Below are 13,511 nucleotides of genomic sequence, written 5' to 3' on the forward strand. Positions count from 1 at the left end.
ACTCACTTGCGAGCCGGTGTCTTCTTTTGTCGCGAGGACTGTAAGCAAGGAGCTTATTGGAGCGTGCCGCCCGAATAAGGGAACTGGTTTGAAAATCCGCTGAACTGCTGATACGCTTGGTCCAGCTTTTGCTGCTCCTCGGCCTCCAGCTTGTAGAAGCCTTTGGCGAACATGAGCTCGAACAGCTCGACTTGCATTTGATGCGTCTCGGTAAGCACGGTCATGACGTCATTATGCAAGGACGCGTGGCTCGCTTCCTTGGCTGCGATGTTGAGGCTGTCGGTTAAATATTTCTCCGTTGCAAGAATTTCAGTAAGCCGGTCGCGATCGGACAGCTCTGGGCCTGCTGCTTGCGGCTGGCTTGCGCTTGGATTTTGAATCATTTGATTCGGCGTCACGCGTATCCCTCCACGATTACTGGATTTGAGGTACTTTTTTCAATTCTTCAGTATTGTTGTTTTGCAAGTGCTTCAGCAGAAGCTCATAATGCCGTTGGTGCATTTGGCCGGCTTTGTCGATCGCTTGCTTGGATTGCTGACAGGAGGTTTCTTTGGCAAAATGGTGGCATTTCTTCATTGCATTCAGCTCCCAGGAGAGCATGTCCTTCAAGTACTGGAAGTCTTTCGTCGTTACGACTTGCGGCGGACGCGCCATTAATGGCTGTTGGGCTTGGTTTTGCGCTTGTTGTTGCTGCATCGTTGGTCGTCTCCTTTCGATCCGGAATGAGCTCCACAGCTAGTGTCCCCCTGAAGTCGGGAACTATGCCAAGGGTGGCATGGCGAAATGGGGTGTGGGATAATATGGATAGTAGATGAAACAAGGGGGTGAGGAGCTGAACCGGATCGTATTCTATCTCATTACATCTGTTGCGTGTCTTCTCGTTTCGGCATTTTTCATTATTTATATGTATTGGGATGCATCCCAGCCTAAGGTTGGACCTGTCGGAGACGGCAATCCGTATCCTTCGTTTATGCAAATGCTGCCGATATGGTCGGCGCTTTTCGTTGGAGCCACGCAATCGCCGAGGGCGATTTACCTGTATGTGAAGCAGAGGTGGAGGGAGAAGCGGCAGGAGCAGGGGCAAGAGCAGGGGCAAGAGCAAGAGCAAGAGCAAGAGCAAGAGGGAAAGCTGCGCGGGTGAGGATTTTGTTGACGAATCGAAGAATGTGAGCATGATTCTGGAGCATTGTTGCAGTGTTTTGAATTGCATCGCGGCGTGAAAAAAGCTACGAGGACCCGTGGGTGTGGTAATCGTGGCTTTTTTGCGCTGTCGCACGGCGTTGGCGGACACGCTAACGGACCGAGGAGCCGCTATTTGGCGAAAAAGCGGCGGTTTGAACATGTAACGGACCGAGGAGCCGTTAATGGGCATCAAACGCGGCGATATGAGCTAAAACACAGCAAATAACGTCTCTGGAGTCCGTTACGCTGGAGAATGCGCGAAAATCGGGGCAATAGCGGCTGTGGAGTCCGTTAGCGCAAGGGTGAGGGCGCGGCTGAAAGCGATCGACTAACGCTTTGCTTACTAATTTTTCGTCTAACATCGACCGCGATCTTGTTCTACAATAGTAGAGACGGTAGAGTAGACTCGATTATGAAGCGAAGGACGTGACGGACGGTGAAGCTGTTTCATACGGCGGATTGGCATCTAGGCAAGCTGGTGCAGGGCGTTTATATGACGGACGACCAGCGTTATGTGCTGGAGCAATTCGTGGCGGCGGTAAAAGAAGAGAAACCCGACGCTGTTATTATAGCGGGCGATCTGTATGATCGCGCGATCCCGCCGACGGAGGCGGTGGACCTGCTGGACGAGCTGCTGCGTCGGCTTATTATGGAATGCGAGACGACGGTGCTCGCAATAGCAGGCAATCATGATAGTCCGGATCGGCTGGACTTCGGCACGCGGTTGATGGAAAGCCGCGGGCTTCATTTGGCAGGCCGCTTGCGCGCGGATCTGAAGCCGGTCGTGCTGCACGATGAACATGGCGAAGTGCATGTGTACCTCGTGCCCTACGCGGACCCGGCGCAGGTGCGCCTGACGCTGGAGGATGATTCGATTCGTTCGCATGATGATGCGCTGCGCGCAATCGTTGCTCGTATCGAAGCGGAAGCGAACCCGCATGCGCGGCGCGTATTCGTCGGGCATGCTTTCGTGACGCAGGGCGGCGAACCGCAGCCCAATACGAGCGAGTCGGAACGGCCGCTGGCGATCGGCGGCGCGGAGCATGTGAATGCGGCGCATTTGCGCCAGTTCCATTATTCAGCGCTCGGCCATTTGCATCAGGCGCATCATGTGGGAGATGAACGGATTCGGTACGCGGGATCGCCGCTCAAATATTCCAGCTCGGAAGCGAATCATCGCAAAGGCTGGCTCGTCGTGGAGATGGATGCGGCGGGTGCGATACAGATAGAGAAGCGGGAGCTGGCTCCGCTGCGCGATATGCGCCGCGTGTCGGCATCGATCGAGGAAATCGAAAACGAGCATGCGCGAAGCGACGATTACGTATTCGTTACGCTGCTGAATGACAATCCCGTGCTGTTCCCCATGGAAAAGGTACGCGCCGTATACCCGAATGCGCTGCATGTCGAGCGTCGACCGGCCTCCTCATCCGTCCAAATCGAGGACGGCGCAGATTCCGCATCGCGAACTGCACGGCAAGCGGCTGATCCGGTGGAATTGTTCGCGGCGTTTTATCATGAGGTCAAAGGGATGCCGCTAGAGGCGGACAAGCGCAAGCTGTTCGAGGAAACATTCGCAGACGTAGTGAAGTCGGAAGGAGGCGCGGTATGAGGCCGATTTTATTGAAATTAGCTGCTTTCGGTCCGTATCGCGACGGAGAGACGATCGATTTTACGGAGCTGGGAGACCGCCGCTTGTTCGTCATTTCCGGGAATACGGGCGCAGGCAAGACAACGCTGTTTGATGCAATCTGCTTTGCGCTGTATGGGGCGGCGAGCGGAGAGGACCGGGCGGAGGCGCGGATGCTGCGCAGTCATTTTGCGACGGATGACTCGTTTACTTCGGTTGAGTTTGATTTTGCAGTGGGCAAAAGGACGTACCGCGTGTTTCGCCAGCTTCCGCATCGCAAGGCGGGCAACAAGAGCGAGACGCCGGGCAAAGCGGAGCTCTACGAGACGACATCCGGCGAGCCGGTTCCGTGCGTCGATCGGTTCATGATTACAGATGTGAATGTGAAGCTGGAATCGATAATTGGCCTGACGAAGGATCAGTTTAATCAGATCGTCATGCTGCCGCAGGGCGAATTCCGCAAGCTGCTGACGTCGGACACGGAGAACAAGGAGGACATTCTTCGCCGTATTTTCCGTACAGATTTGTATCGGAAATTAGAGGAGAGGTTCCAGCAGCAGCATCGGGAGCTGAAGGACGAGGCGGCCAAGGCACGGACGCGGCTGGATGTCATGATGGGGCAGGCCGGAGATACGCTTCCTTCTCGCGAGGAGAGCGCGCTATCTGACGTATTAGCCCAGTCGCATAAAAATCCGGCTCAAATGCTGGACGCCTTAGCGCAGGAAGCCGCGCATTATCGCGAAGCGGCGGGCGCGGCGGAAGGCCGCAAAGCTGCCGTGACCGAGCAGCTTGGCACAGCGGAAGAGCGCCTTCGCGAAGCGCTCGCGCGCAACGCGCGCTTCGCGGAGCTCGCGGCTCAGCGCGCGCGCCGCGAAGAGCTGGCGCTGCAGCGGCCGCAGGCCGATGCGCGCGAGCGCGAGCTTGCGCTCGCGGAGCGTGCGGCTGCGCTGGCGCCGCACGAAGAGCGCGCCGCGCGCGCCGCTGCCGATGCGGCAGCGAAGCGCGAGCGGCTCGCCGCTGCGCGCAGCGCGGCGGAAGCCGCCGCAGCAGCGCTCGCGGAAGCAGAGCAGCGGCAGCGCGCGGAAGCGGCGCGCGAGCCGGAGCGCGCCGGCGCCGAGCGCGAAGCCGAGCGGCTCGCTGCGCTGGCGCCGCTCGTGCGGACGCTTGCGGAGCGCCGCAGCGAGGTGGAGCGGCTGCTCGGCGCGGAGCGCGAGCTTGCCGCGAAGCTTGCGAGCGCCGATCGCGCGCTCGCGGCGCTGCGCGAGGCGAAGCGTGCCGCTGCGGCTCGCATCGAGGCAGCGGATGCCGAGACCGGGCAGTTGCCAGAGCTGCTGGAGCAGCTGGCGCGGCTTCGCGACAAGCATCGCTTGCTTGGCGAGCTTGCCGATGCGGATGCGAAGGTCCAGGCTTTCACGCAGATGGAAGCGGAGCTCAGCAAGAAGACGCAGCAGCTTCGCGCCGAGCACAGTCGGCTGGAATCGGCTTGGCTGGAAGGGCAAGCGGGCCTCTTGGCCGCCCATCTGCATGACGGGAAGCCTTGTCCCGTATGCGGCAGCGTTGAGCATCCAAGCAAAGTAGCCGTAGCGGATGCGCTCCCTTCCCGCGAATCGCTGCAGGCGATGAAGGAGCAGCTGTCGGCTGCTGAACGCGAGCTAAGCACGGCTGCGGCGCAGGCTGCATCGGCGCTGGAGGGACGCGAGTCGCGCAGCGGCATGATGCTGGAGTATGACATTCGGGCCGATATAGCTTTTGCTGAGCAGCAAGTGGCGACGCTTGAAGAAGGCAAGCGGCTGAAGGCGGATACCGAGCGGCTGAAGGCGGTTCGGGAAGAGCTGGCGAAGCTGCGCGAGGGCGTCGTGGAAGCGGATCGCCAGCTGGATGCGCAGCAGCGCGAGAAGGATCGGCAAACCGCGCAGCTGCAGGAGCTGGCGACGGAGCGAAGCGCAAAGCAATCGCGGCTGGAGGCGGAGCTGGAGCAAATCGAAGAGCGGCTGCGCACGCCGGAGCAGCTGGCGGCTCGATTAGCGGAGCAGCGTAAGCTGGCGGAGCAGCTTGCCGCTGCATGGCGCGCAGCGGAGGAAGGGCTGCATGCCGCAGCGACGCGGCTTGCGGAGCTGCGGGCGGCAGCTGAGCAGTTGGCGAGCGCGCTGGCGGAAGCAGACGCCGAGCAAGCGGAGGCGTCGGCGCGCTATGCGGCCGAGCTCGGCAAGGGCGGCTTCGCCGATGCGGAAGCGTATCGCGCGGCGAAGCGAAGCGAGCAGGCGCGTGCCGCGCTGCGGGAGCTGGCGGACGCTTATCGGGCGGCTGCTGCAGCGATTGCGGAGCAGGTCGCGCAGCTGGAACGCGAGCTTGAAGGCCAGTCGCCGATCGATACAGCGGCGATTGAGCAGGAGCTGGCGGCGATGCGCGGCGAGCTGGAGCAGGCGCTCGCTTCATTGGCGACGGCGGATCGCCACGCTGGCGAAGCGGAGCGGCTGCGAATGGCGGTCGCAGAGACGGCGGAACGCTGCAGCTCGCTGGAAGGGCAGCTTGAGAAGGTGGCAGACCTGTATACGATGGTGAAGGGCGATAATGCACTCAAAATCTCGTTCGAGCGTTACATTTTGATCGAGTATTTGGAGCAGATCCTCCACGCCGCGAACGAACGGCTGCGCGGGCTGTCGGATGGCCAGTTTGTTTTGCAGCGAAGCGATCGGCTGGAGGCGCGCGGACGCCAGAGCGGGCTCGGGCTTGATGTTTACGACGCCTATACCGGCCAGAACCGCGATGTGAAGTCGCTGTCGGGCGGCGAGAAATTTAACGCTTCGCTCGCATTGGCGCTTGGCATGACGGATGTCATTCAATCGCATCAAGGCGGCATCTCCATCGAGATGATGTTCATTGACGAGGGCTTCGGCTCTTTGGACGAGGAGTCGCTTGGCAAAGCGATATCGACGCTGGTCGATTTGCAGAAAGCAGGCCGGATGATCGGCGTTATTTCTCACGTTCAGGAGCTGAAGCAGGCGCTTCCCGCTGCGCTGGAAGTGACGAAGACGAAGGAAGGCCATAGCCGTACGGCGTTTGTATTGAAGTAATGGCATGTTTAATTGATTTACAGCTCTGAATGCCTTTATGCAATTGGTTTGAAAAGCCGATGCTTCGCATACGATGTATCGAAGGACGCGCGTAGACGAGCTTCTGGTACATGGTGTCCGGATTAGCTGGAGGCGATGCGAAGCAATGGCCAACCCTTTGACATATTGCGAGCTGAGGTACAAGCTGACGCTTGCGGATTACCGGCATTTTTCGATTCATCATAACCGAAAGGCTACGCTGCGGCTCGCATGCCTCTATTATGGTCTGTTTCTTGGCGCTGCGTGGGCAGCGGGAGGCGAGGCGAAGAGCGGTTTTCCAGTCATCGCGCTCGGCTTCTTGCTGTGCCTAGCGATTGGCTGCTGTGCAAGGCTTGGCCTCATGTGGCAAATCTGGCGAGAGTTTCGCGCAAATAGGCATCTTCATGAAGAGCAGTGGATTGCAATAAACGAGCAGGGCATTCGAATACAAACGCCTTCGAGCGATCTGACGCTGAAGTGGAGCGAACTGCTTCTGGCGTCGGAAACGCCTTTATTATTCACGTTATACGTTGCGCCTGACCAAGGCTGCATGATACCGAAGCGGCTCGTGAATGCGCGCGCCTTCCGCGAAGGGCTCCAGCGTCACGTAGAAGCAGGCAAGCTCCAGCTGCGTTAGTAGCGGATGGAGGTTCGGCCGCTGCGCGCACGCATTGCACTTCTGCATGCGATTCTCAACTCGCGCAAATGGATAACAATGCCGCATTTGAATTACACTATTCCTTAATATGATCACATTGGAGGGGATTCGATTGGCACGAATTGCTGGGAATTTAACGGAACTGATCGGGCACACGCCTTTGCTCGCATTAGACAATTACGGGAAGAAGCTTGGGCTTGAGGCTTCGATTGTTGGAAAGCTGGAGTACTTCAACCCTGCTGGCAGCGTGAAGGACAGAATCGGCTTCGCCATGATTAAGGATGCGGAAGAGCAGGGCCTGCTGCGTCCGGGGGCGACGATTATTGAGCCTACGAGCGGCAATACAGGCATCGCGCTGTCTTTTGCGGCTGCGGCGCTTGGCTATCGGCTCGTTATTGTGCTGCCAGAGTCGTTCTCGCTAGAGCGGCGCACGTTAATGAAAGCGCTCGGTGCTGAGCTTGTGTTAACGCCTGCAGCTGAGGGAATGCGAGGCGCGATTAAGCGTGCAGAGGAGCTCAAGCAGCAGTTTCCAGGCTCCTATATCCCTCAGCAATTCGAAAATGCTGCGAATCCGGCGATCCATCGCAGCACGACGGCGGAGGAAATTTGGCAGGACACGGACGGCGATCTGGCAGCATTCGTCGCTGGGGTTGGCACGGGCGGAACGATTACTGGCGTCGGCAGTCTGTTGAAGGAACGGAAGCCGGAGATACGGATCGTTGCAGTTGAGCCTGCTGATTCGCCGGTGTTATCCGGCGGCAGGCCAGGCGCGCATGGCATTCAAGGCATTGGGGCTGGCTTCGTGCCTGGGATTTACCGCCCGGAGGTCGTCGATGAAATTATTCAGATCAGCAGCGATGATGCGATGGAAACGTCCCGTATTCTGGCTCGCACTGAAGGCTTGCTTGTAGGTATTTCTTCAGGCGCAGCTGTGTACGCGGCGACCGCTCTGGCGCGCAAGCCGGAATTTAAAGGCAAACGGATCGTTGTGCTGCTGCCGGATACGGGCGAGCGGTACTTGTCGGCTGGCTTGTACGGACGCGGCGAGTAAGCGAAGAATGCTTGCCTTTGTGGATGCCTGACATGCGTACATGCTTGCCGTCCGATAAAGCATTTTGCTATGAAAATAGTTGCTTGACTCCGCTCTAATCAGCAAGTATTATATAAAAGTCGCTGTTAATCCGACATCTTTAATTGCTGATGTAGCTCAGCTGGTAGAGCAACGCATTCGTAATGCGTAGGTCGGGGGTTCGAATCCCTTCATCAGCACCATTTCATTAACGATAACACGGTCCTTCGGGCCGTGTTTTTTTTGATGTTTCCATCATGACCTATGAATCTCGTAGTATAATAAAAGCACTTATTTTCGTTATGGAGGATTGGCATGACACAGATTAATCAATTAGTAAGCCAAGATGAGTTTACTGGATTTTATTTATTGAAAGAGCTGGACATTCGCCAGACGAATGCAACGCCGCCCAAAGATTATTTTGATATCGTGCTGTGCGACTCGACAGGACAGCTGTCAGCGAAGATGTGGGATGTTTCCTCCATGGATAAGGAAACCTTTTTCCCAATGGGATTGGTGAAAGTGAAAGGCATCGTCCAAACCTATCGCGAGCGGCTGCAAATCAAAGTGATCCAAATGCGCCTTGCCGTTCCGGAGGACGGCGTTTCGGTTACAGATTTTATTCGATCTGCGCCCATCCGGCCAATCGACCTTGTTCATACGATCAAGCACGAAGCAGATTCGATTAAAGACGAAGTTGTTCGTACGATCGTTTCGTTTTGCATCGCGAAGGCGGAAGAAAAGCTGATGCATTATCCGGCCGCGAAGACGCATCACCACGCCTACTATGCAGGCCTTGCCTATCATATTGTGCGTATGCTGGAACTAGGTGATTTCGTCAGCCGCCAACGACCGTTCTTGAACGCCGATATGCTGCGGGCGGGCATTATTCTCCATGATATTGCCAAAACGGAGGAAATGACGGCACAGCTGGGCGTCGTATCAGATTATAGCGTAGTTGGCAAGCTAATTGGGCATATTGCGCTTGCGTCGTCTTGGATTACGGAAGCAGCGATCCAGACGGGGATTTCACTGGAGGCCGAGCAGGTGATTGGGCTACAGCATCTCGTCTTGTCCCATCATAATACGGGCGAATGGGGCAGCCCCGTTCAGCCGCAGACGGCGGAAGCGGTCGCACTGCATTACATTGACTCGTTAGATGCCAAGCTGCAGATGGTAGAGGATGCGCTTGATTCGACGCCTGCATCGGAGCCATGGACGCCTGTCATCCGCGGGCTCGATAACAAAGCGGTTTATCGGACGAAGCCTTAGCTGAAGAGCGGGAAGGAAGAGAGCAGTTTGCTGCTCTCTTTCCCTGTGATTATGGACTTTGGGACGCTTGCGGGGGAAGATTCAAACCTGCCCGTAAACTTTTTTTTAGGAAAAAAGGTCCAATCATAGAAATTGCCGATTCACTTCTGTTATTATTATGATAATGATTATCGTTATCTCTCACTAGGAAGGAACCTGTCATCATGAGTAAGTCATCTTCGACGGTGGAGCAGCCGAAGCTTCGCACCCGTCCATTAGCTGCAACGCTTGTTCTGATAGGCGGGGCTGCTGCGCTGCTGTTTAGCATCGCTCTTGCGATTTCCTACGGTGCGGCAGATATCAAGTTTACGACCGTATGGGCAGCTGTTTTTCATTTTAACCCGAATCTGACGTCGCATCAGGTCATTCAGGAGATTCGGCTGCCGCGCGTGCTGGCAAGCGCGCTGGTCGGCGCAAGCTTTGCAGTTGCAGGCGCGCTTATGCAGGGGATGACGCGCAACCCGATGGCCGATTCGGGATTGCTGGGCTTGAACTCAGGCGCAGGCTTCGTGTTATCGCTCTGCTTCGCATTTGCGCCGGGCATGTCGTATAACAGCATTATTGCATGCTGCTTCTTGGGTGCGGCACTCGGTGCCGGCATCGTATTCGGCATCGGCTCGCTGGCCAAGGGGGGCTTAACGCCTGTGCGGCTCGTGCTTGCAGGCGCAGCGGTTTCCGCGCTGCTTACCGCGTTAAGCGAAGGCATTCAGCTGTCCTTCAAAATCGGACAAGACATCGCCTTCTGGATGGCAGGCGGCGTAGCGGGCACCAAGTGGTCCCAACTTGAGATCATTACGCCATGGCTAGCAGTAGCTTTCATCGGGGCCCTTATGATCTCGAAGTCCATTACGCTGCTAAGCTTAGGGGAAGAGATCGCATCGAGCCTTGGCCAACGAACGGGTCTGGTCAAGCTGATTGCGATGCTGATCGTACTTGTGCTCGCGGGCGTTTCCGTTTCTGTCGTAGGCGCTGTTGCCTTCGTCGGGCTGCTCGTTCCTCATGTGACCCGATATTTGGTCGGCGTCGATTATCGCTGGATCATTCCTTGCTCTGCGATACTGGGCGGGTTGCTGGTCGTGCTGGCTGACTTGGCGGCGCGAATGATTAATCCGCCTATGGAAAATATTCCGCTTGGCGCGGTCATTTCGATGATCGGCGTTCCATTCTTCCTCTATCTTGCTCGTAAAGAAAGGAGAGGGCTGTAATGGAAGCAGTGAATCGTCTTTCGGTTGAAAGCCGCAGGCGCAGACGCGGCATACTTGTCATGTCGATTTTGGGCGCGCTTATTATTGTTTCATTTATTATCAGCATGAACAGCGGCTACATTCGAATGTCGCCGATGAGCGTATTGCGAACTTTATTCGGCTTCGGCTCAAGCAAGGATGAGCTGATTTTGTTCGACTTCCGGCTTCCGCGCATCGTGATCTCGCTGCTGATCGGCGCAGGGCTTGCGGTTTCGGGCTGTATTTTGCAAGGGGTATCGCGCAATGCGCTGGCTGATCCTGGCATACTCGGCATTAATGCCGGAGCGGGCCTTGTCGTAACCTTATACGTCGCGTTTTATTCGAATGCGGCTGGCAGCGTTGGGGTGTTCGTGCTCCCGATGCTTGCGATGCTAGGTGCGGGATTAGCGGCTTTTGTCATTTATTCTTTGGCGTATAAGCGCAATGAGGGCATTTCGCCTACGAGCTTGATTTTGACAGGCATCGCGGTTGCAGCAGGCATCAGCTCGATTATGATTGTCATAACGCTTCGAATTAGCCCAGAGCAATATCAATTTGTTCAAACCTGGCTCATCGGCAGCGTTTGGGGGACGAACTGGAAGTTCGTGCTTGCGCTGCTCCCTTGGATTGTCTTATTGATTCCCTATACGATGATGCGGGCGAATGTGTTGAACATATTGAACTTGAGCGAGCAGACAGCAGCGGGGCTAGGGGCGCCGATTGAAAAATCGCGCAGAGTCCTTCTCGCGGTAGCGGTCGGCCTTGCGGGCTCATGCGTGTCCGTCAGCGGCGGCATCGGATTCGTCGGTTTAATCGGGCCGCATCTCGCAAGAAGGCTGGTTGGGCCGAAGCATCAGCTGCTGATCCCGACGGCCGCGCTCGTAGGCGCGCTGCTCACGATTGTAGCCGATACGATCGGCCGATCGATTTTGCCGAAACAGGAAATACCGATTGGCGTCGTGGTAGCTGTTATTGGCGCACCTTATTTCTTGTACTTGTTAGCGAGATCCAAAGCATAAATTGCGTTTTATGATCATGGATGTAACTGAAAGCCGAAGGGAGTTGGGATGACGGAATGCTTCAACGATTTTTTTCTTACTATCGACCGTATAAAGGTTTGTTTATGCTCGATTTTGGCTGTGCGGTGCTGGCGGGGCTCATCGAGCTCGGATTTCCGCTTGCCATTAACAAATTCGTAGATGATCTGCTGCCTAATCAGGAATGGGGCCTTATTTTGTGGGCATCCGCTGGCTTGCTGGCGTTGTACGTGCTCAATACGTTCCTGATGTACATCGTCAACTATTGGGGACATATGCTTGGCATTAATATTGAAACGGATATGAGGCGGAAGCTGTTCGAGCATATCCAGAAGCTGTCTTTCCGGTTTTTCGATAATACGAAGACGGGGCATCTCATGACGCGTTTGACGAATGATATGCTGCAAATCGGCGAGATGGCCCACCATGGTCCTGAGGATTTATTTATTGCGGTCATGACGCTTTCGGGCGCTTTCGTGCTTATGCTGTTTATTCACTGGAAGCTGGCGGTCATGACGTTTATCGTCGTTCCGCTCATCATTTGGATCGTTATTTATTTCAATGGCAAAATGACGAAGGCGGTTCACCAGCTATTCGGCGATATCGGTGATTTTAATGCTCGGGTGGAAGACAATGTCGGCGGCATTCGCGTTGTTCAAGCCTTTTCCAACGAGGAGCACGAGAAGGAGCAATTCGCTGTCAATAACGGCCGGTTCCGCTTATCCAAGCTGGTCTCGTACAAACTGATTGCGAAGAATAGCTCGATCAGCTACATGATGATGCGTTTCGTAACGCTGTTCGTCATGGTGTGCGGCACGTGGTTCGTCATTCAGGATGACCTGACTTATGGACAATTTATCGGTTTCTTGCTGCTCACGAACGTGTTTTTCCGCCCAATTGAGAAGATTAACGCGATTATCGAGAGCTATCCGCAAGGGATTGCCGGATTCAAACGGTATTTGGAGCTGCTAGACACAGAGCCGGATGTTCAGGATGCGCCGGATGCGATCGAATTAGGCGAGCTGCACAATACGATCCAGTTCCAAAATGTTTCGTTCGGCTATGACGATGACGCGCAAGTGCTGAGCGGCATTAACCTGACGATACGCAAAGGGGAAACCGTCGCCTTCGTCGGCCCTTCCGGAGCGGGCAAGTCGACGCTGTGCAGCCTGCTGCCGCGGTTTTATGAGGTAACGGAAGGGGCTGTACGCATAGACGGTACGGACATCCGCCACGTGAAGCTTCAATCGCTGCGCAGGCAGATCGGCATCGTACAGCAGGACGTATTCCTGTTCGCAGGTACGATTCGTGAAAATATTAGCTACGGCAAGCTGAATGCTTCAGAGGCCGAGCTGTGGGAAGCGGCGCGCCGCGCACGCTTGGATGAATTTATCAAACAGCAGCCGGATGGCATGGACACGGTTATCGGTGAGCGCGGGGTGAAGCTGTCCGGCGGACAGAAGCAGCGGCTTTCGATCGCACGGATGTTCTTGAAAAACCCGCCGATTCTTATTCTAGACGAAGCCACCTCGGCGCTGGATACCGAGACGGAGTGGATGATTCAGCAGTCGCTCGCTGAGCTGTCGGAAGGGCGCACCACGCTGGTTATTGCCCACCGATTGGCGACAATTAAAAATGCCGACCGGATTGTCGTCGTGACGCCGGACGGCATATCCGAGCAGGGCCGGCACCAAGAGCTGATCGCGGCAGGCGGCATCTACAGCCGACTGCACGAGGCGCAGTTCGGCGCCCTGTAAGGCTGCGCCGACCGCGCAAGATGGCGAATAGGGCATGGGAATATGCCCTATTGGCCTGCCGGCCGCGCGAGCCCGCGAATAGGGCATGAGAATATGCCCTATCGGCCTGCCGGCCGCGCGAGACCGCGAATAGGGCATGAGAATATGCCCTATCGGCCTGCCGGCCGCGCACAATAGAAACAATAGAGGATGTCCCAAAAGTCATTATCAATTGACTTTTGGGACAGCTTTTTTATCGCCGGATTGCCCTTAATAGACAAGATTTCTCTATCTCGATGCTATGTGGTTGCATTCTGTACAACGAAAAAGGCATGAACAGCCTGCCCTAAAGGTTCCCGTTGCAGTTCATGCAATGAGATACGGTCCAGAAGTGGCAAAATGTGCTCAAAACATAGAAAGCGTCTTTCCCGTTGCACAGGATACAATGACACCGCCTTACTCCCTCGCTCAAGCCAATATCATTGCATGAACTGCAATGAGCAGATTTCTCCATGCACCAACGCCAACTCAAACACAACGGATATCGCAGTCCGCATCCAAACGCGACATCCATGC

Annotated in this window: 11 protein-coding genes and 1 tRNA gene; 10 read left to right on the plus strand and 2 right to left on the minus strand. The window is 55.9% G+C overall.

Going from position 1 to position 13,511, the window contains the following annotated elements:
• Positions 1-53 precede the first annotated feature (53 nt).
• Both PAECUDRAFT_RS15505 and PAECUDRAFT_RS15510 read right to left on the minus strand, forming a co-directional pair.
• Complete coding sequence (locus PAECUDRAFT_RS15505; protein ID WP_040712909.1) at positions 54-383, minus strand: spore coat protein; 330 nt, start codon at positions 381-383, stop codon at positions 54-56.
• 31 nt (positions 384-414) lie between these two features.
• Positions 415-696 carry a hypothetical protein gene (locus PAECUDRAFT_RS15510; protein WP_006039057.1) on the minus strand — a complete coding sequence of 94 codons (282 nt, stop codon included), beginning with the start codon at positions 694-696 and terminating at the stop codon, positions 415-417.
• Between the two features lie 115 nt (positions 697-811).
• Between PAECUDRAFT_RS15510 and PAECUDRAFT_RS15515 the strand changes: the two genes are divergently transcribed.
• From PAECUDRAFT_RS15515 to PAECUDRAFT_RS15560, 10 genes are all read left to right on the plus strand, one after another.
• Positions 812-1,141, plus strand: a complete 330-nt coding sequence (locus PAECUDRAFT_RS15515; protein WP_006039058.1) for a hypothetical protein — start codon at positions 812-814, stop codon at positions 1,139-1,141.
• A 477-nt stretch (positions 1,142-1,618) separates the two neighbouring features.
• Positions 1,619-2,791: an exonuclease SbcCD subunit D gene (locus PAECUDRAFT_RS15520; protein ID WP_006039059.1), complete on the plus strand. Its 1,173-nt coding sequence runs from the start codon at positions 1,619-1,621 to the stop codon at positions 2,789-2,791.
• Positions 2,788-5,883 (plus strand): AAA family ATPase, encoded by a 3,096-nt coding sequence (locus PAECUDRAFT_RS26585; protein WP_006039060.1) that lies wholly within the window; start codon positions 2,788-2,790, stop codon positions 5,881-5,883. The genes PAECUDRAFT_RS15520 and PAECUDRAFT_RS26585 overlap by 4 nt, the downstream gene beginning before the upstream one ends.
• A gap of 145 nt (positions 5,884-6,028) precedes the next feature.
• Complete coding sequence (locus PAECUDRAFT_RS15530) at positions 6,029-6,538, plus strand: YcxB family protein (RefSeq protein ID WP_006039061.1); 510 nt, start codon at positions 6,029-6,031, stop codon at positions 6,536-6,538.
• Between the two features lie 133 nt (positions 6,539-6,671).
• A complete protein-coding gene (gene cysK / locus PAECUDRAFT_RS15535) occupies positions 6,672-7,610 on the plus strand; it encodes a cysteine synthase A (RefSeq protein ID WP_006039062.1) in 939 nt (312 codons plus the stop codon).
• Between the two features lie 145 nt (positions 7,611-7,755).
• A tRNA-Thr gene (locus PAECUDRAFT_RS15540) sits at positions 7,756-7,831 on the plus strand.
• A 112-nt stretch (positions 7,832-7,943) separates the two neighbouring features.
• Positions 7,944-8,900, plus strand: coding sequence for a 3'-5' exoribonuclease YhaM family protein (locus tag PAECUDRAFT_RS15545; protein ID WP_006039063.1), 957 nt, complete (start codon positions 7,944-7,946; stop codon positions 8,898-8,900).
• A 203-nt stretch (positions 8,901-9,103) separates the two neighbouring features.
• Positions 9,104-10,144 (plus strand): FecCD family ABC transporter permease, encoded by a 1,041-nt coding sequence (locus tag PAECUDRAFT_RS15550; protein WP_006039064.1) that lies wholly within the window; start codon positions 9,104-9,106, stop codon positions 10,142-10,144.
• Entirely contained in the window at positions 10,144-11,181 is a 1,038-nt protein-coding gene (locus PAECUDRAFT_RS15555; RefSeq protein WP_006039065.1) for a FecCD family ABC transporter permease, read from the plus strand. Before PAECUDRAFT_RS15550 ends, PAECUDRAFT_RS15555 begins: the two co-directional genes overlap by 1 nt.
• Before the next feature lie 56 nt (positions 11,182-11,237).
• Positions 11,238-12,956, plus strand: a complete 1,719-nt coding sequence (locus tag PAECUDRAFT_RS15560; RefSeq protein WP_006039066.1) for an ABC transporter ATP-binding protein — start codon at positions 11,238-11,240, stop codon at positions 12,954-12,956.
• Positions 12,957-13,511 lie beyond the last annotated feature (555 nt).

It is taken from the genome of Paenibacillus curdlanolyticus YK9 (assembly GCF_000179615.1).
GTDB lineage: Bacteria > Bacillota > Bacilli > Paenibacillales > Paenibacillaceae > Paenibacillus_T > Paenibacillus_T curdlanolyticus.

What these genes read in the sequence shown, in the direction of transcription:
- PAECUDRAFT_RS15545 (WP_006039063.1), top strand. Translation starts at nt 7,944, where the DNA reads ATGACACAGATTAATCAATTAGTAAGCCAAGATGAGTTTACTGGATTT.
- PAECUDRAFT_RS15515 (WP_006039058.1), top strand. Translation starts at nt 812, where the DNA reads ATGAAACAAGGGGGTGAGGAGCTGAACCGGATCGTATTCTATCTCATT.
- PAECUDRAFT_RS15505 (WP_040712909.1), bottom strand. Translation starts at nt 383, where the DNA reads ATGATTCAAAATCCAAGCGCAAGCCAGCCGCAAGCAGCAGGCCCAGAG.
- PAECUDRAFT_RS15550 (WP_006039064.1), top strand. Translation starts at nt 9,104, where the DNA reads ATGAGTAAGTCATCTTCGACGGTGGAGCAGCCGAAGCTTCGCACCCGT.
- PAECUDRAFT_RS15560 (WP_006039066.1), top strand. Translation starts at nt 11,238, where the DNA reads ATGCTTCAACGATTTTTTTCTTACTATCGACCGTATAAAGGTTTGTTT.
- PAECUDRAFT_RS15530 (WP_006039061.1), top strand. Translation starts at nt 6,029, where the DNA reads ATGGCCAACCCTTTGACATATTGCGAGCTGAGGTACAAGCTGACGCTT.
- PAECUDRAFT_RS26585 (WP_006039060.1), top strand. Translation starts at nt 2,788, where the DNA reads ATGAGGCCGATTTTATTGAAATTAGCTGCTTTCGGTCCGTATCGCGAC.
- PAECUDRAFT_RS15555 (WP_006039065.1), top strand. Translation starts at nt 10,144, where the DNA reads ATGGAAGCAGTGAATCGTCTTTCGGTTGAAAGCCGCAGGCGCAGACGC.
- PAECUDRAFT_RS15510 (WP_006039057.1), bottom strand. Translation starts at nt 696, where the DNA reads ATGCAGCAACAACAAGCGCAAAACCAAGCCCAACAGCCATTAATGGCG.